The sequence below is a fragment of the Deinococcus arboris genome (genome assembly GCF_009755355.1).
Lineage (GTDB): Bacteria > Deinococcota > Deinococci > Deinococcales > Deinococcaceae > Deinococcus > Deinococcus betulae.
The window spans coordinates 127391-145213 of sequence record NZ_WQLB01000003.1 but is presented as its reverse complement, the minus strand read 5'-3'; the positions used below and the strand labels follow the sequence as shown (position 1 = coordinate 145213).

Genomic DNA, 17823 nt, shown 5'->3' with positions numbered 1-17823 from the left:
CTTCGTGAGTGGATCGTTGTTGCCATCACGGCTCGCTGTGAGCGGCGGCTCTCTCCAGAGGCTTTACAGCTGCGCGTCTGGACCCGTCAGGCGCAGCGCGGCGGCGTGGAGCATCCGCACCCCGGCTTCCAGGCTGGCCTCGTCAATGGTGAAGCGCGGGTGGTGGTGCGGCCAGCGGCTGTCGGCCTCGTCGCTGCCCGAGCCGACGTTAAAGTACGCGCCCGGCGCCTTTTCCAGGTACGCGCTGAAGTCCTCGCCGCCCATCGTGGGCCGGGCCTCGCGGAACTGCTCTGCGCCCACCACGTCCAGGGCGATGGCTTTCAGCTGCGCCGCCACCCAGTCGGTGTTAATCAGGGGGCGGTAACCAAGTTCGTAGCGCAGGTCGTAAGTGGCGCCGTGGGCCTCGCAGACGCCCTTAATCACGCGCTCGATCAGCTGTGGGGCGCGCTCGCGCAGGGCCGGGTCGAAGGTCCGCACCGTGCCCATCAGCTCGGCGGTGTCGGGAATGACGTTGTGGGTCGTGCCACTGGCAAAGCGCGTGATGCTGACCACCAGCGCGTCCTGCGCGGCCACGTGGCGGCTGACCACATGCTGCAGGTTGGTGACCACCTGCGCGCCCACGGCGATGGGGTCCACCGTTTCTTCGGGGTGGGCGCCGTGGCCCCCCTTCCCGCGAATGGTCAGCTCAATCATATCGGGGGCCGCCATGAAGGCGCCGGGCTTGACCGCCACCACACCAGCGGGCAGCTGGCTGTTCAGGTGCAGGCCTGTGACCACGTCTACGCCGCTCATGAGGTCGGTGTTCATGACCAGTTCCTCGGCCCCGCCCGGCCCAATTTCCTCGGCGTGCTGGAAGATCATGCGTACTTCGCCCGGCACGTCCTGGGGATGCTCCGAGAGCAGCTTAGCAACCCCCAGCAAGATGGCCGTGTGCCCGTCGTGGCCGCAGGCGTGCATGACGCCGGGACGCGTGGAGGCGAACTCGAAGTTGTTTTCCTCGTGGATGGGCAGCGCGTCAATGTCGGCGCGCAGCAGCACGGTGCGGCCCGGCTGCCCGCCCTTCAGGACCGCCAGGACGCTGGTGGCAGTAGGCCGCGTGACGGTCAGGCCCGGCATCTGCTGCAGTTCGGCCTCAATGTAGGCCGACGTTTCGTACTCGTGAAAGCCGACCTCCGGGTGCATGTGCAGATGCCGCCGCCACGCCACGAGCTGCTCTCGCAGCCCCGCCACCTTCTCCTGAATTGCGGTCATGGCCTTAGCCTAGCGCGCCTGGAGGGCAAGGCAGCGGCCGTGAGGCGAACAGGCGGCCATGCCCGGACAAGCCATGCAGTCCTGTTCGGATGGAGTGGCCCTGGAAGCCGAGCAGAGGTAAGCCGGTGGCGGAAGACTGGCAAGTCGGTGGGGTGACGGGCTTGAGATTTGACCCACAAGGGGCCTGAATGGTTCCGTTGTCTCAGCTGCCAGAGCAGGGCGCAGCGCCCCGGCGGCCTGTCTGGAGCCACTCTTGCCTTGAGGGTCAGACCTGAGCCTTATCCCCGCAACTTTTCTGCCCCTCGCCCCGTACTGGGCAGCATGAAAACGCGCACCCGCTCCAAAGGCAAACTGGGCCTACTGCTGACCGCTGCTCCTGTCATCCTTGAACTGCTGGCCCTGGCCCGCAAGTCTGGGCGCAAAAGCAAGTACACCAAAGCGAGCAAGCGTGACCGCGCCTTCGACTTCATATTGAATCAGGCGCAGCGCAAGCTGGGGGGCAAAAGTCGCCGCAGCCGCTGGTTCTAAACCGCTGCCTATGCCGTCCCCGCCCTGACGTGGTGTCAGGGCGGGGACGCTATGGTGTGAGACAGCCTCCGATTAAATCGTTTGTAAAAACGATTTAATCCAAGTGGACTTGGCAAGCGGCGCAGCAGACTCGGAGAGCTTCGCAGAAAAGCCAGAAAGAGAAAAACGGGTTCCAGGCGTGGAGTGTGCAAGTCACTTCTTTTCCGATTTGTTGGCGGTATAGACGGAATCCGTATGAGGCCGCTTGTGGGTCAGGCGGTATAGCGCTGCTGGGTTAACCCGCCGCGCAAGAGGGAACTGGGAACAGGCGCGCTCGCCTCGCCCTCAAACCCGTCCTGGCTGACTCGAGGTACACTTGCCCCATCCAGGAGGTGAGTGCACCGTGAGGAAAGCTGTGGCCCCCGTGCCAGTGGACCTGGCCCGCCGCGTGGTGGCGGCGTTGCGCCCCGTGCAGTCGCGCCGCGCCGCCGCGCCGCAGCTGCTGTGGGGTGAGGCTGGCCGGGGCAAAACCCACCTGGCCCAGCAGGTGCTGGCGGCGCTGGGCTGCCGCACCCTGACGGTGCAGGCCGACGTCGCCCCCGCCGCACTGGCCGCCCTGGTGCCGGGAGCGGGCGGCTGGGCCGAGCGGCTGCTGCGCCGCGCTGCCGCGGGCGAGGCGCTGGAACCGGCGGCCCTGGCCGGCGCGCTGCTCTCGGCGCTGGGTACTTTGGCGCCCGTGGTCCTGCTGGTCGAGGACCTGCACACTGGCACCCCTGCCCGCGCGGCGCTGTGGTCCGAACTGGCGCGGCAGTCGGCGCACAAGCGGGGGGTGGGCGTGCTGGGCACCAGCCGGCAGCCGCAGGGGGAAGCCGACCCCTGGTGTGGCTGGCCGGTCCCGCCCCAGAGCCCGGCAGCACTGGCCGCCCTGCTGGAAAGGCAGGCGGACGCGCCCCTGCCGCCGGCCGCCGCCGAGTGGATTACGGCGCGCGCCCAGGGCAACCCGCTGTTCGCTCTGGAATATTTTCGCCTGCTGACCCGCAGCCGCCAGCTGTGGAACGACGGCCAGGGCTGGCGGTGGCAGGCGCCGGGCAGCGACCCCCTGCCCGACACCATAGAGGCGCTGCTGGGGCAGGCGGTGCGCGTAGAGGACCCCGATGCCGAGGTGCTGCTGGGCGCCGCCGCGCTGCTGAGCCCCGAACAGCGGGCCGACCCGGAAGTCTGGCGGGCGGTGGCGGGGCTGTCCGCGCCGGCCTTTGCCCAGGCCCGTGACCTCCTGGAAACGCGCGGCCTGCTGGCCGGGCCACTGTTTGTGCATCCGCTGTACGGCGAGGTGGTGCGGCGTGACCTGCCCGCCCCGGTGCACCGTACGCTGGCTGGCCGCGCGCTCCAGGTGCTGAGTGACCCCCGCGCCCGCGCGCCTTTTGTGCCCAGTGCGGCGCTGGACCCGGCCCAGGCGCGCGACCTGCTGGCCCAGGCCGCCCACGCCGCCGAAGCGGCTGGCGCCGGGCAGGAGGCCGCTGGTCACTGGGCTGCCCACCTGGCGACGCTGGCCCCGCCTGACCCGGCGCGGCCGGGCGCCGCCGTGCGCACGGCCCTGGCCTGGCAGCCCTACGACCCGGCGCGGGCCGAGGGGTACGCCGCGCTGCTGGACACCATGCCGCAGGCCACGCCCGAGCAGCGGCTGGACATGTGGCTGCTGCGTGCCGAACTGCTGTGGGAACAGGGCCGCCCAGCCGAGGCCAGTGCGCTGATGGCCAGCCTGGGGGGCGGCGCCCCGGGCCAGGCCCGCTGGCACCACAAACAGGTGCAGTTGCTGGGGATGGGGCAGGACTTTGCTGCCGCCGCCGAGCAGTGGGCCGCTGCCCCCAACCTGCAGGCTGGGGCGCCCCCCGCCACGCTGTACGTGGTGGGCGACGCCCTGATGCGCCTGGGCCGCACGGATGAGGCGGCAGCGACCCTGAGCGGCGCGCTGGACCGGTGCGGCGTTGACCCGCTGGCCCGCGCCGAATTGTGGATGGCCTACGCTGGCGTGGCCTACCACCAGGGTCAGCCCGACCTGGCCCTGGAGCGCCTGAGCAGCGCCCTGGCCCTGCTGGGCACCCTGCCGGGCGACAGCCCCGACCGCGACCTGCAGCGCGCCCGCGAACTGGCGGTGACCCAGCGCGCCTTTTTGCGGCTGGCGCAGGGCGACTACGCCGGGGCCGGGCAGGACTTTGCGGCGGCGGTGACCGCCACCGAGGTCCTGGGGAACCCCTACCGCCTGGCGCAGCGTGAGGCGTATCTGGGCTCCACCCTGGTGCAGCTGGGCCGCTACGACGAGGCCGAGGCCACCCTGCTGCGTGCCGCCGACGTGCTGGAGGCGCAGGGGGACCAGATGTACCTCGTGATGGTCGCCAAGCAGGCGCTGGTGACCCTCAATCTGGAGGCCGAGCGGCCACATGGCCTGGCCCGCGCCCAGAAACACGCCCGCGACGCCCTGCGCAGCGCCCGCGCCTCGGGGGCCGCCACCATTGTGGCCAGCGCCCTGCTGAGCGCCGCGCGGGTGGAGGCCGCGCAGGGTGCCGAGGCGCCGACCCTGGCCCTGCTGGACGAACACGACCGCCTGGTAGGCGCGCCGGCCGCCGACGCCCTGACGGTGCGGGGCCTGCTGCTAGAGCGGCTGGGCCGCCCGGCCGAAGCCGAAGCTGCCCTGGCCCGCAGCCAGGCGGCGCTGCGTGCCCAGGGCCAGACGGCGGGCGCCGACCTGGCGGCCCTGGCGCTGGCCCGCGTGCAGGGGGACGCGGCAGCCCTGCACGCCCTGCTGGCCCGTCTGGAGGCACAGGGTGGGGGACACACGGCGGCGCTGACTCGCCGCGCCCTGAGCGAGTTGGGTGCGCCTGGCACGGCAGCGCCGCCCCACCTCATGCCAGCGCCGGCCACGGCGGGATGCCGTGTGGAGGTGCTGGGGCCCCTGCGTGTGGTGGTCGGGGGCGAGGTGGTCCGCGTGGCCGGCGGGCTGCGGCGCGAGGTGCTGGCCCGGCTGGCCCTGGCGCGCCTGACCGGCCAGGACAGCCTGAGCGCGCGGGCGCTGGCCCTGGGTCTGCCCGATGACCCCGACGCCCAGACCGAGGCCGACGCCCTGAACCGGCTGCAACAGGTGGTGTATCACCTGCGCCGTGCGCTGGGGGCGGCCAGTGTGCGCACCACCCTGGGGGGCTACGCGCTGGGCGACGTGATGTGCGACGCCGAGACCTTCTTGCACACGCGGGACCTGTCTTTGTGGCGCGGCCCGCTGCTGGACGGTCTGGACAGCGAGCAGGGCGCCGACGCGGCCGACCTGCTGTATGCGGCGCTGCACAGTGCGGCAGACGCGGCGCTGGCCCATGACCCCAGGGAAGCGGCGCGCGCGGGCCGCATCCTGCTGCAGGCCGACCCCTATGACCGGGCGGCGCTGGCCCTGACCCTGCGCGCGCTGCGGGCCAGTGGCAACCGCAAGGGCGCCCTAGCCACATACCAGAGTGCAGCGGCGCGCTTTGCCGAAGTGGGGGAGACCCTGCCGCCCGCGTGGCAGGATTTTTTGGATGAGCGCCCCGCCGGGTAGGGCGGCAGCAGAAGTTAGGAGCGGGGCGTCAGGTCCTGCTGTCCTTGCTGTGCCCAGGCCCTCCGACCGTGTTGCTCTAGGAGAGACCGAGCGGAAAGGCCTATCCAGCTCAACTGCTGACCGTCTGAATCTGAAGCCTTTTCCGGCGGGGCACCGATGATCTCTCGAAGGTCCGACCGGAACATGCCAACGCCGAGGATCAGATCAATGGCTCAGAGGCATACAGGCACGACTCTGGAAATGCGCGCGAGGCAGCCCTAATCAGAGCGGAGTGGTGAGGTAGGAGAGAGTGACCCCAACCCTGTTCGGGCACAGTGTCAGCCATCCCGTGTTGGCAACTGCCTACTGTCTGCGCTGCGTCCAGAACAGATGGAAGCCGGATCAGCGGGCCTGAAACGTCTGATCTGTCTCGAGCGCCTGAAGACAGCTTCTCCTCAGCTCACCCTCTACCACCCCGTTACCAAATGCCCTGTTCTTGCGAGTGGCGTATGAGCAGGCCCCTCTTACCGTGACGCGTGCCACCCCGCCCCCGGCCCTCAGGCCAGGCGCGCGGCCCAGGAGGAACGCGCATGAACGACCCCCACCCGCCCACCACTGTCTTTCCGTCCTCGCCCCGGCGGCCCCTGCGGACGCTGCTGCTGACCGGCACGTGCCTGGCCCTGACGGCCTGCGGCCTGAACACGCCCGCCGCTCCAGCGGCTCAAAGCCCGGCGCAGGCTGCGGCCAGCCCCCGTGCCAGCGTGGCCCCCCAGGGCACCCCGGCGCCAGCCTCGCCCGGTCGCCCGCTGCCGGGCCGCGCCGCCCCCAGCCTCTACGTGACCCCCAGCGCGGCCCTGCTGACCCGTGCGGGTGACAGTGCCGAGTTGACGGTGCACTACTTTGACCCCGCGCGGCCCGGCGCGCCACTGCCGGACGAGGTGCTGGCCTCGCTGGAATGGGCCAATTCGGCGCGCGGCGCCTACACGGTCGAGCCGCTGGGCAAGGGGCGGGTGCGCGTTACCGCCACCTCGGCCGTGGGGTCCAGCCTGATCGCTGTGCGGGCCACGGGGCCGGCGGACACGGTGCTGACCGCGCCGCCCGTGCTGGTCGCCACCGCCACCGCCACCAAGGGCACCCAGCTGCTGAGTGACCAGCAGGTGGTCTTTCCGGTGGGCTACATCCCAGACGGCGCTGACCCCGGCAACTTTCCGCTGCCCGGCATTGAAAACGGCCTGGTGGGCGGGTTCTCGGTTCAGGAGGTGCAGGCGGCGCTGATCACGCGGCCCCTGGACGGCGGGAAGGTTCAGCTGGTGCGCGAGCCGGTGGTCCTGCGGGGCCCGGCCCCGGCGCTGGGCACGCGGCTGCTGGGGCAGGGGGGCGCCACAGTCATGGGCACGGTGCGCGCCGCCGAAACGCGGGGCGAGTACAGCCTGGTGCAGCTGGAGACCGAGGCCATCGCCCTGTATCTGGGCAAGTACGACCTGCGGCTGGACACCACCCGCCTGACCGCCCAGGGCTGGGACCTGGCCCGCGTTCATCAGGTCGCGGCGCCGGTCGGGGGCACTTCACGTCAGGCCCGGCCGCGACCGGGCGAGCTGTGCGAGGTCTCGGGCCAGCTGGGGAACGGGTCGGTGCAGCCGCTGGAACTGACACATGACTTCGACTTCGATGTCTACGCCGACCTGATGTCGGCTGAGCCGGTCATGGCCGCCAAACTGACCGCGCAGCTGGGCCTCAAATCTTCTGCGGAGTTCCGGGGCGGTGGCTCGGCCGAGGTGAGCTGTGAACTGGGCGAACTCGACATTGACCTGCCCATCACAGGGCCGTTTGCCGCCGTGCTCTCGCCCAGCGTGACCCTGACCCCCAGCTTCGAGGCCTCCATGCAGCTGGAAGGCGGCCCCCACCTGAAAGCCGAGGCCACCGCCAGCGTCAAGGTCATCGTGCCGGTCAGCACCGACGCCGACGTGGCCGGGCGCCACGACCCCGATTACCGGCGGGGGGTGCAGGTGCTGCCCGCCACCCCCACCCTGGACTGGACCCTGGAACCGGATTTCAAGGCCTGGACGTTCGAGCAGCAAGCCGGCCTGTACGGCACCGGCAGCCTGAACATGATCGTGGGCGGTCAGACCACCCGCGCCCTGAAACGCCTCTCGGGCTGGCTGAACCTGGGCGGCTGGCTTGACCCCCTGCTGGAGGCCACCAAACTGGAACTGGTGACCGTCAAGATTGGCCCCGAGTTCAAGGCCGTGTACGGGGACGACATCACGGTGGCCCAGAACCGGGAAACCCCCACCGAGGCCGGCGCGGTCCTGAGCGTCGAGACGGACCTGAAGTTCGTGCGGGCAGTCTCGGAGGCCCTGAGCCGGCTGGGTCTGGCTGACCTGGGCCCCTTTGACGTGCTGTCCTGGCGCCCTGCCGAGCTGAACTTCTACCGCCCGGTGGGCGAGGGCGACTTTGAGGCCCTGAAAAATGGTCAGCCCTTCGGCGGCGGCCGGGTGCGCGTGGGGGACCGCCTGCAACTGGGCGGGCAGGCCACCCTGGAAGACGTAACGGGCCTGCTGGCCGAGCCAGGCAGCCTGGTGGCCCGCCGGGGCGGCGTGTGGGTGGACGGTGACGAGACCTTCGCGCTGGGGGCCGACGTGCCGAACTTTATCGTGGAAAGCCCTGGCAGCGAGGACGCCGCGCGCCTGGACACCCAGCCTATCGAGGTCACGCAGGCGCTGTGCGACCGCATGGGTGACAGCGGCCACCTGATGCTGCTGTCGCATAACCGGCTGTTTGGTCGCGTGCCAGCGGCGGGGTATGTGGGGGGCATTGACATCACCTGCCGCAACCTGCTCGTCACCCTGGACCCCCCCAACTCGCGCGCCGAGGGCCGAGCGGGTAAAACCGTGACCAAAACGGTGGGGCTGACGGTCAAAGAGGGCGGCGCCCCCGCGCACTACGACCTGAGCTGGACCGGGGCCAGCAGTTCAGCCCCTGCCTCGGGCGTCTTCGAGAGCGGCGAGGGCAATCTGGGCATTCCCCTCAGCTTTACTTGTCCCCAGGTGCCCGAGGACTCGGTGCATTCGGCCAGCGTCCGGGCGGTGGTCAGCGTGGGTGGGCACGCCGAAACGCGCGACGCCACCGTCACTTTTGTCTGCAAGGGTGAAGCGCCGGACGGGGGCAGCACCGGGGACCCGCACCTGGAAACGCTGGACGGCCAGCGCTACGACCTGCAACTGGTCGGCGAGTTCGTGCTGGCGCGCACCACCCAGAGCGCAAGCGACTTTGAAGTGCAGGTGCGGACGGTCAAGGAACCCAACGGGTGGTTTTACGGTCAGGTGGCCTGGAACAGCGCCTACGCCCTGCGGGTCGGGCAGAACCGCGTGAACGTGGCCGGAGACGGCGCGCTGCGAGTGAATGGACAGGGCATCGGGGCAGGTGTGCCCACCGTGACCCTGCCGGGCGGTGGCCGCATTGACCGCGACGGCGCCCGCGTCACCGTGACCTGGCCGGACGGCACCTTCGTTCGGATGCACGGCTCGTCCGTGCATGTGCGGCTGGCGGCGGCGCGGCGCGGGCAGGTCACCGGCCTGCTGGGCAATGCCAACGGCCAGGACGACGACTTTGTGGTGCAGGGCGCTGGCCAGCCCCTGACGAACCCTAGCGCCCACGACCTCCACTGGACCTTTGGCCACAGCTGGCGTGTCACGGACGCAACCTCGCTGTTTGACTACACCGCCGGCCAGTCCACCGCCACCTTCACGGACCTCAGTTTCCCCAGCCAGATCGTGACCCTGGACGGCCTGCGTGGACGCGACCCCGCCGCCTTTCAGCAGGCCGAGGACCGCTGCCTGGGCCGCGACACCGACCCCGCCACGCCGGACGTGCCCCTGCCGCCCTCGGCCCTGGAGGCCTGCGTTATGGACGTGTTGCTGACCGACCGCGATGCGGAAGTCCTGGCGCACCACCGCGAGGAGCACACGCCGGGGTTCTCGGTCCAGCCCAGCACGGCCACCGTGTTTGTCGGCCGGAGCCTGCCTCTGCGCGTGCAGCTGACCGGCGGCCTGAATCCGGCCAGCATCACCTGGAGCGCTGACCAGGGGACCGTGGGCGCAGACGGCACTTACACCGCCCCGGCCCAGCCCGGAACGTACAGGGTGCGCGCGGTCAGCGGCGCCCTGACCCGCGAAGTGACGGTAACGGTCGTGGCCGCCGACCTGAGTTTCGATATCCGGGGCACGGACTACAACTGGCAGGATACAGGCATCACGCTGCCGGCCAACACGAAAGTGCGCCTGGTGGCTGCCGGGACAGTGTTTGTGGGCGACCACGGCAACTGGCTGAACTGGCCTCTGGGCCCCGAAGGGGTCGACCGCGCTGGCTGGACCTACGACTTCCCGGCGGACAACGTGCAAAACCGCTTTAACCTGGTGGCCCGAGTTACGCAGCCGGGGCAGCCAAAGACGGACAAGTCGGCCCTGACCTGGGGCTATGGGTTTACGGAATGGACGTGTGTGCCGGCGGGCGGTCACCTGTGGCTGACCCATAACGACACTTATTCGCTGGACAATTCTGGCCGCTATGACGTCAAGATTGACCAGGCACCCTGCGACCCCTGAAGACCACTTCCCTGCGGCCCAGCTTTGACCGGGCACACCTGAGAATAGGTGTGCCCGGCTCAGGGTTTCAGCGAGTCAAGGCCACTGGCCCCCGCGATAGACTGCCGCAGCTCGTACTGCACCGGGGTAAACCGCTCTGCGATCTGGCCGGCCTCCTGAATGCGCGTAACCACCGCAGGGTCGCTTCCGGCCCTCAGCAGCGCCTCTCGACTCTCCCACTGGGCATAGTTGACAATCTGGGTGCGCTCGGCATTGATGTGAAAGTTGGCCGAGACGAAGCCCGGAACAAAACGCAGGGTCTCCTCAGTGGCGCGGATGAGCGTTGCCAGCAGCGCGTCCGCGCGTTCGGGCGCCACCGTGTAGGTGTTGATGATGGTGAGGTGCCCGGCAGCCGGGTTAAGCGTGGTCAGCGGCGTCTCCGCTGTTCCTGCTCCTGACGATTGTGAAGTGGGGTCAATGGGGGTCAAGTGATTTCTCCTTGGAAACAACAGCTAAGGGGCGGTTAGAGGAATGCGTGGGGACTGGGCAGGTGGTGTCTTCCGTCCCCGAATGGACTGCCCCCGAGACCTGTCTGGCACCCGCACTGCATCAGCGGTGGCGCTGGTCTGCAGGCTGGGTTGACGGCAAGGCGCCACGATAGACAGGCCGTGTCCAGCTGGGTTACGAAATAGAACTAAGGCAGGATTCGTAACTGAATGGAGTATGTGCCATGTTGGGCCGGTATGGAAGACAGCACACCAAGGGAACCGAGTATCACCGATGTGCCTCTCTGTGGTCCGCAGGCAGACGACGCCGAGTGTCCTGTGCGGAGCATCCTGGAACGGGTCGGTGACAAATGGGCCGCGAGCGTGATCGTGAATCTTGCCCAGGGCCCGGCCCGCTTCAGCACCCTCAAGCGGCAAATTGACGGCATCAGCCAGCGGATGCTGACGGCGACCCTCCGCAAGCTAGAGCGCGACGGCGTGGTTGACCGCACGGTTTATCCCAGCATCCCGCCGAGGGTGGACTATGCGCTGACACCCCTGGGTCAAACCCTGGTGCCCACCATTCAGGCGCTGGTTCAGTGGGCGCTGAGTAACCAGGCGGAGATCAAAGCTGCTCGCGCCGAGTACGACGCAAAGGAGTAGGTGATGAACAGCCCAGTGGGCCGGTGATGGAGGGCCGCTTCTGACCGCTTGACCGTGTTGTCCAACACTGAGAGGACTTCCTTCAACGAGGGGCCAGTGTCAGCGCTGGCCCTTTCACTTGCTTGGCCTTCTGACCTCTGCGCGCAGTGGCCCTAATCCTCTGGACATTGAATTGAAAACCCCCGTCCAGAAGAACGGTTTTCCTTGAGCACTCTTTCTTGCCCAACCCCAGAGACCTATGGTTCCGACAGCGGTGCAGTCCCCTGATGGTTCAATCAATGCAACGCTGCCCAAGAGGCCAACAAGCCCGCTTTCCTCCGCCTCTCTCCAGGAAGAAGAGGGCTGAAAACGTCGTGTTTATAGGCACCCAGATGGAAATGGCCGGAAAGAATCTGCCCTTTCAGACCCCAGGCGCAGCCAGGCTGGAAATCATCCGCTGAGCGACCTAGACAACCCTGTTGTTCCACTCAGTGAAACGAATAAAACTTATTTGTCTGCTCAATGTCATCTCATCTTGCCACCGAGGCAGGCCGCTTGCTCTTTACATAAGGGGCAGGTGACCAGGAGGTTTCACCATGAATGCACGTCTGACTGCCGCTGTTCTGACCGTTACTGGCCTCCTGGCTGCCTGTGGGCAGCAAACCGCCCTGCAGGCTGGGGTGCCCGACGCCTCGGCGCCGACGGTGGCGCGCACCGCCCCCGCGCTGGCGCCTGTGCTGGGCCAGGACGCCGCCGACACCATCCCTGGCCAGTACATCGTCGTGCTGAGCGGCGGCACTTCCGCCAGCACCCTGGCCACCCAGAGCGGCGGCCTGGTCAGCGCCCTGGGCCTGGATCCTCAGGGCATCACTGTTCAGTACCTCTACAACCAGGCCCTGAACGGCTTTGCCGCCAAGCTGAGCGCCCAGAACCTCGCCACCCTGCGGGCCGACAAGCGCGTGAAGTACATCCAGCAAGACGCCATGGCGCACGCCGTGGCCACCCAGAGCAACGCCACCTGGGGCATTGACCGCATTGACCAGCGCGACCGTCCCCTCAGCGGCACCTACACCTACGACACCACCGCCAGCACCGTCACGGCCTACGTGGTCGACACCGGCATCCGCACCTCCCACAGCCAGTTCGGCGGCCGCGCCGTCTGGGGCACCAATGCCCTGAACGACGGCAACAACACCGACTGTAACGGGCACGGCACGCACGTCGCCGGCACCATCGGCAGCAGCACCTACGGCGTGGCCAAGGGCGTCAAGCTGGTGGCCGTGAAGGTCCTGAACTGCCAGGGCAGCGGGGCGTACAGCGCCATCATCTCCGGCATCAACTGGGCCCTGAACAACAAGAGCGGCCCGGCAGTCGCCAACCTCAGCATCGGCGGCGGCTTTGACCAGGCGGTCAACGACGCCGTGAACAACGCCGCCAGCAAGGGCCTGATCATGGCCATCGCCGCCGGCAACGACAACAAGAACGCCTGTAACTACAGCCCGGCCAGCGCGGCCAGCGCCATCACGGTGGGCGCCACCGACAGCTCTGACGTGCGCAGCACCTTCAGCAACTTCGGCAACTGCGTGGATATCTTCGGGCCCGGCACGAGCATCACCAGCACCTGGAACTCCAGCGACAGCGCCACGAACTCCATCAGCGGCACCAGCATGGCGACCCCCCACGTGGCCGGCGCCGTCGCCCTGATCCTGGCGGCCAACCCCAGCTACACCAACGCGCAGGTCACGAGCGCGCTGCTCAACGCCTCCTCGGCCAACAAGATCTCGAACGTGGGCACCGGCAGCCCCAACAAGCTGCTGTTCACGAACCCCAGCGGCACCACCAACCCCAACCCTGATCCCGAGCCCCCCACCCCCACGCCTGGCACCACCTACAAGGGCAGCGTGTATGCCGGCGGCACCAGCTACCAGCCTGGCAACCCTGGCTACTTCCAGTACGCGGGCGGCACCCTGAAGGCCACGCTGACGGGCCCCAGCGGCACCGATTTCGACCTCTACCTCCAGAAGTACAACGGCAGCGCCTGGGTGGACGTGGCCGCCGCCGAAGGCAGCACCAGCACCGAAAACATCACCTACAACGCGGCCAGCGGCTACTACCGCTGGGAAGTGTACGCCTACGCTGGCAGCGGCCAGTACACCCTGGTGGAAAACCGCTGATCCAGAGCCTCTGCGGCTGAACACCTGGGAGAAGCTGCCTGGCCATATCGGCCAGGCAGTTTGTTTGGTGAGGTTGAGAAGGGGGGTGACGAGGCGCCCGCCCAGGGCCTGACGACGGAACTCAGCGTGGTTGAAAGTGATGGTCCTTAACCACGCTGAGGCGAACACAGGGAGTGTCCGTCAGAGACAGCGGCGAAAGGGGAGTGGAGGGGCGTGGTTGGCCCCTCAATGGAACGGGCAGCCGCTGTGAGGCAGATTCCATATGTTCCGTTGACACGTTGGAACAGGACCGATATGCAAACTCCACGCCGGTCAGCTCGCTCCTGCTCCTGCTTTCTTCGGTCAGCTTTTACTGATTGTGCCAGCAGTTCAGTCGGAGACCGTATGCATGGTTTCGGGAGAGGGGGGTGCTCTGGGAATCCTGCTGAGAGGGAGCATCCCACGGCGGGCCTTGCCATTCTGGTCGCGCGTCAGCCCCGCCCACCGCGCCTTTTCCTGGCCGCGCCGTACCTCTCGCCCCTACTCTGGACGGGGAAGGTCAGACAGGGCCGGCATGGACAGCCGCGTGAGCACCTGAAGGAAGAAGGTGGTGTCCGTGACCCAGGCCCGTTCGTACCCCAGGTCGCGCGAAACCTTCTGGGCGGTGTTCACCAGATGCTGCACGGTGTCGTGCGCACCGGCCCAGGTGGTGGGGGCGGCGGGCCAGGTCAGGGCCAGGGCCGCTGCCAGGCGTCCGCCGGCGCGGAAGGCAGGGGCGGCCACTTGCACCGCGCCCTCCAGGTGGTCACGCGCCACCGGCGCCGAGAGCCAGGTGCGGCGGCTCACGCTGTCCAGGGTGTCCAGGGTGGCGCGCTCGGCGTGGTCCAGTGCAGCGGCCCCGGCAAAAACCCGCTCGCGCAGGGTGCGCTCGGCAAAGGCCAGCAGCAGACGCCCTGAAGCGTCCCCCAGCAGCGCGCGCCGGTCCCCCGGCGCCAGCCCTGACCCGGCCAGGGGCAGCACCTCGGTGTAGAGGGTCTGTTCGTCGTCCAGCACGGCCCACGACACCTGCAGGCCAGTCTGCTCGGCCAGGTGGGCCAGATGTGGCAGGGCCACATTCAGGGGGGGCGCGTGTTGCTGGGCGTGGGCTTTCATGGCGATAAAGCCGCTGCCCAGGCGGTAGCGGTCGCCCTCACGCACCAGCAGGTCGTATTTTTCCAGCACCCGCAGCGCCCGCAGGCAGCTGGCCTTGGGCAGCCCACTGGCCCGCGCCAGATTCGACAGAGACCACTGCGGCTGCTGCGGCGTGAAGAACGTCAGCACGAAGAGGGGCCGCTCCAGTGTCGGCACGTCGGTGCCCTGCACGACCGGGCGGGGAGTGCTGAGGGTTGCGGGGGGCGTCACGCGGCCTCCGGAAAGAGGCGGGCGCGCGGCGCCGGGTGCAGGCGTGAGGCAGGCTGACCGCTGAACTTCCGGTTGACTGGCCACTTCCACAGGCTCCCCCACACAGGAGCTTTATCGTACACCAGCGGCGGGGTGTCCCGCTGGGCCGAGCCGGGCCTGAACGCCGGGGTCTACACTGTGCCCTAGACCCATGTCCGACCTGCTGGACCAGCTTGAGCGTCAGGTGCACACCGCTCAGGGCCGTGAGCGCCTGCGCGCGCTGCTGGCCCTGGCAGCCGAACTGTGGGACAAGAACCCCGCCGCCGCCGTGCGCCGGGCAAAGGAAGCGGCGGCCCTGGCCCTGACCTTGCAGGACGGCGGCGCCCACGCGCAGGCGCTGCTGGAACTGGGCCGCAGCCTCTACCGCATGGGCCAGTACCGCGCCGCTCTGGACGCCCTGGACGAAGCGGCGCGCGGCCATGAGGCGGCGGGCGACACGGTGGGGCTGGCGCGCAGCTGGATGGGCACCGGCACTGTGCGCTCCAGCCTGGGCCAGCTGCCCAGCGCGCTGGAAGCCCTCTTCACGGCGCAGACCATGTTCGAGTCGCAGGGCAACGAGTGGTATCTGTGCGCCTGCCTGAACAACATAGGCCTGGTGTATCACCGCCTGGACGACAACCCGGCCTCGCTGAACTACGCCCTGCGCGCGCTGCGGATGGCAACGGGCGTGGGCAACACCACCGTGCGGATTGCCGCGACCAACAACGTTGGCAACGTGTGCATGGCCCTGGAACGCCACGAGGAAGCCCTGTCGTACCAGAACGAGGCCCTGCACCTGGCACGCGTCCACGGCAGCCCCTACAACGAGATTGTGGCCCTGACCAATCTGGGGAGCTTGCAGGCCACCCTGGGCCAGCGGGACGGCGCCCTGAGTTCTCTGCGCCGGGCTGGCGAGCTGTCTGAAACCTCCGACGACCTGGAAAATCTGGTGGAAATCTGCTCCAGCCTGGGTGACACCCACCGCCGCTTTGGCGACGCCGCCAGCGCCCTGGCCGCCTACGAGCAGGCCCTGACGCTGGTGGGGCGCATGGGCGACTTTTATCTGGAAGCCAGCGTGCAGCTGCGCCGGGGCACAACGTTGCTGGACGGCGGCCAGCTGGAGTCGGCCAGGGACGCCCTGCACCGCGCACTGACCCTGGCCGAACGCCTGCATGCCGACGCGATTGCCAGCGAAGCCCACAAACAGCTGTGCGCCCTGCATGAAACGCGCCAGGAACTCACAGGGGCGCTGCGCCATCTGCGCGAACACCTGCGCCTGACGGTGGCGCTGAACCGGGCCGCCGCCGAGCGGCAAAGCGCCGTGCGGGTCATTGAGCGGGACCTGGAGCGCAGCCGCCAGGTGGCGGCGGCCCAGCGCGAGTGGCTTGAGGGGCTGCAACTGGCGCAGGCAGGGCTGGAACACCACCACACCCTGGGGCCGCTGCGCGCCGAACTGGCCGGGCAGGCCCTGCTGGACCCGCGCACCGGCCTGCCTGGGCGCCGCGTCCTGCTGCCGGCGCTGGAACGCGCGTTCGAGCAGGCGCGGCGCGGGAATCAGCCCCTGTCGCTGGCCGTGCTGAGCCTGGACTTCGGGGCCGAGCCGGTGCCGGCCCCAGCCGCTGCGCGGGTGCTGCAAGACGCGGGCCGTCAGATTCAGCAGCTCATTCGTGGGGGTGACCTGCTGACGCACCTGGACGGCGACGACTTCGCACTGCTGCTCCCTGGCACCGACGCAGAGGGCGCCGAGCGTTTGCTGGAGCGGCTGCGCCGGGCCCTGGCCGCGCGGGCCTGGCCAGACCTGCCGGGCCTGCGCCTGACGCTGGGGAGCACGGTGTGCGCCGACACCGCCCGCGCCCAGGCCGAGGACATGCTGGACCAGGCGCGGCAGCAACATTCCGCCGGCCGGGCCACTGGGCGCCACTCTGCTGCGGGTGACCTGTCTCAGCCGTAGTGGCAAGGACCGGTCCTGGCCTGGCTGGGTCAACGTACCTTCCTCTCAGGCGCTCTGCCTTTCCTACTTAGGCCCAATTCTTCAGAAGAGGTCTTGCTGGGCTGAAGAACAGCTCAATGGTGGCCGCATGGTGCCTGGGGGCCGCCGCGTTTACGGTGGGCGCATGCCTCTGAAACCCGACATTGACCCTCCGACCCCCCAGGCCCAGCGCGTGGGCTTTGCGCTGGTGGGCATTGGCAAGTTGACAGCCGAGGAACTGATTCCGGCGGCCCGCATCAGCGAGGAAGCCTATATCGCCGCGCTGGTCACCAGTGAAGAGGACAAGGGCGAGGCCTTTGCCCGCGCCTTCAACCTGACCGAAGGGGACGTGTACAGCTACGAAGAGTTTGACCGTCTGGCCGAACGTGACGACGTGGAAGCCGTGTATATCGTGCTGCCCAACAGCCTGCACCGCGAGTACGCCGTACGGGCCGCCCAGATGGGCAAGCATGTGCTGTGCGAAAAACCCCTGAGCGTGAATGTGGAAGACGCCCAGGCCATTGTGGACGCCTGCCAGGAGGCCGGGGTCAAGCTGATGACCGCCTACCGCTGCCAGTACACCCCTGAACACTGGGCAGCGCGGGAGGCGGTGCAGGGCGGCGCGCTGGGCAAGGTCAAGCTGCTCGACTCCATTCACGTTCAGGTGGAAGATGACCCCGAAGCCTGGCGCCTCAAGCGGGACCTGGCTGGCGGCGGGCCGGTCCCCGACGTGGGCATCTACTGCCTGAACACCCTGCGCTTCGTGCTGGGGCAGGAGCCCCAGTGGGTGTTTGCGGCTCAGCACCAGCCCGGCGGTGACCCGCGCTTCAGGGAAGTCGAGGAATCGGTCAGCTTCATGCTGGGCTTTCCGGGCGGCGTGATCGCCAATGCCCTGACCAGTTACGGGGCCTATAAAACCACCACCCTGCGCGTGCTGGGCGAGGACGGCAGCCTGCTGATGGACCCGGCTTTTCCCTATGAAGGACTCAAGGTGCAGATCAGCGACAAGGCGGGCAAGCGCGAGCCGTCCTTTCCGGACTACAACCAGTTTGGGCTGGAATTTGACCACTTTGCCCGCTGCATTCGCCAGGACCAGACCCCCTGGACCCCCGGCGAGGAAGGGGTGCAGGACCACGTGATTATGGCCGCCATCTACGAGAGTGCCCGCACTGGGCGGGTGGTCGAGCTGCCGAAGGTTGACGGTCAGGACGCTTTCCGGGGCACCCAGCCCGACGTGCCGAAGCAGGAAGAGTGA

Annotated in this window: 10 protein-coding genes; 7 read left to right on the top strand and 3 right to left on the bottom strand. The window is 68.6% G+C overall.

The annotated features are described in order from the left end of the window. Nucleotides 1-63: 63 nt before the first annotated feature. Nucleotides 64-1251: a M20 family metallopeptidase gene (locus tag GO986_RS03485; RefSeq protein WP_157457867.1), complete on the bottom strand. Its 1188-nt coding sequence runs from the start codon at nt 1249-1251 to the stop codon at nt 64-66. A 321-nt stretch (nt 1252-1572) separates the two neighbouring features. Between GO986_RS03485 and GO986_RS03480 the strand changes: the two genes are divergently transcribed. From GO986_RS03480 to GO986_RS03470, 3 genes are all read left to right on the top strand, one after another. Next, a complete protein-coding gene (locus GO986_RS03480) occupies nt 1573-1779 on the top strand; it encodes a hypothetical protein (protein WP_157457865.1) in 207 nt (68 codons plus the stop codon). 382 nt (nt 1780-2161) lie between these two features. After that, nucleotides 2162-5338, top strand: a complete 3177-nt coding sequence (locus GO986_RS23370) for a BTAD domain-containing putative transcriptional regulator (RefSeq protein WP_157457863.1) — start codon at nt 2162-2164, stop codon at nt 5336-5338. Nucleotides 5339-5907: 569 nt separating this feature from the next. Then, nucleotides 5908-9921 (top strand): VWD domain-containing protein, encoded by a 4014-nt coding sequence (locus tag GO986_RS03470; protein WP_157457861.1) that lies wholly within the window; start codon nt 5908-5910, stop codon nt 9919-9921. A 59-nt stretch (nt 9922-9980) separates the two neighbouring features. Here the strand turns inward: GO986_RS03470 and GO986_RS03465 are convergent, their stop codons facing one another. Beyond that, nucleotides 9981-10388 carry an antibiotic biosynthesis monooxygenase family protein gene (locus GO986_RS03465; protein WP_198170379.1) on the bottom strand — a complete coding sequence of 136 codons (408 nt, stop codon included), beginning with the start codon at nt 10386-10388 and terminating at the stop codon, nt 9981-9983. Nucleotides 10389-10724: 336 nt separating this feature from the next. Here GO986_RS03465 and GO986_RS03460 point away from each other — a divergent pair, with 336 nt between their 5' ends. Both GO986_RS03460 and GO986_RS03455 read left to right on the top strand, forming a co-directional pair. After that, nucleotides 10725-11048, top strand: coding sequence for a winged helix-turn-helix transcriptional regulator (locus GO986_RS03460; protein ID WP_198170378.1), 324 nt, complete (start codon nt 10725-10727; stop codon nt 11046-11048). Between the two features lie 575 nt (nt 11049-11623). Continuing rightward, the gene (locus GO986_RS03455; protein WP_157457856.1) at nt 11624-13201 is read left to right on the top strand and encodes a S8 family peptidase; all 1578 of its coding nucleotides are present in this window, start codon (nt 11624-11626) and stop codon (nt 13199-13201) included. A gap of 519 nt (nt 13202-13720) precedes the next feature. Here GO986_RS03455 and GO986_RS03450 read toward each other — a convergent pair. After that, nucleotides 13721-14581, bottom strand: coding sequence for an IclR family transcriptional regulator (locus GO986_RS03450; RefSeq protein WP_157457854.1), 861 nt, complete (start codon nt 14579-14581; stop codon nt 13721-13723). Between the two features lie 190 nt (nt 14582-14771). On the opposite strand from GO986_RS03450, the gene GO986_RS03445 reads away from it, so the two are divergent. Both GO986_RS03445 and GO986_RS03440 read left to right on the top strand, forming a co-directional pair. Then, nucleotides 14772-16550, top strand: coding sequence for a tetratricopeptide repeat protein (locus GO986_RS03445; protein WP_157457852.1), 1779 nt, complete (start codon nt 14772-14774; stop codon nt 16548-16550). A 163-nt stretch (nt 16551-16713) separates the two neighbouring features. Further along, complete coding sequence (locus GO986_RS03440; protein WP_157457850.1) at nt 16714-17823, top strand: Gfo/Idh/MocA family protein; 1110 nt, start codon at nt 16714-16716, stop codon at nt 17821-17823.

Excerpts from the sequence above, each read along its gene's own strand:
- GO986_RS03485 (WP_157457867.1), bottom strand. The coding sequence starts at position 1,251 with ATGACCGCAATTCAGGAGAAGGTGGCGGGGCTGCGAGAGCAGCTCGTG.
- GO986_RS03480 (WP_157457865.1), top strand. The coding sequence starts at position 1,573 with ATGAAAACGCGCACCCGCTCCAAAGGCAAACTGGGCCTACTGCTGACC.
- GO986_RS03470 (WP_157457861.1), top strand. The coding sequence starts at position 5,908 with ATGAACGACCCCCACCCGCCCACCACTGTCTTTCCGTCCTCGCCCCGG.
- GO986_RS03455 (WP_157457856.1), top strand. The coding sequence starts at position 11,624 with ATGAATGCACGTCTGACTGCCGCTGTTCTGACCGTTACTGGCCTCCTG.
- GO986_RS03445 (WP_157457852.1), top strand. The coding sequence starts at position 14,772 with ATGTCCGACCTGCTGGACCAGCTTGAGCGTCAGGTGCACACCGCTCAG.
- GO986_RS03440 (WP_157457850.1), top strand. The coding sequence starts at position 16,714 with ATGCCTCTGAAACCCGACATTGACCCTCCGACCCCCCAGGCCCAGCGC.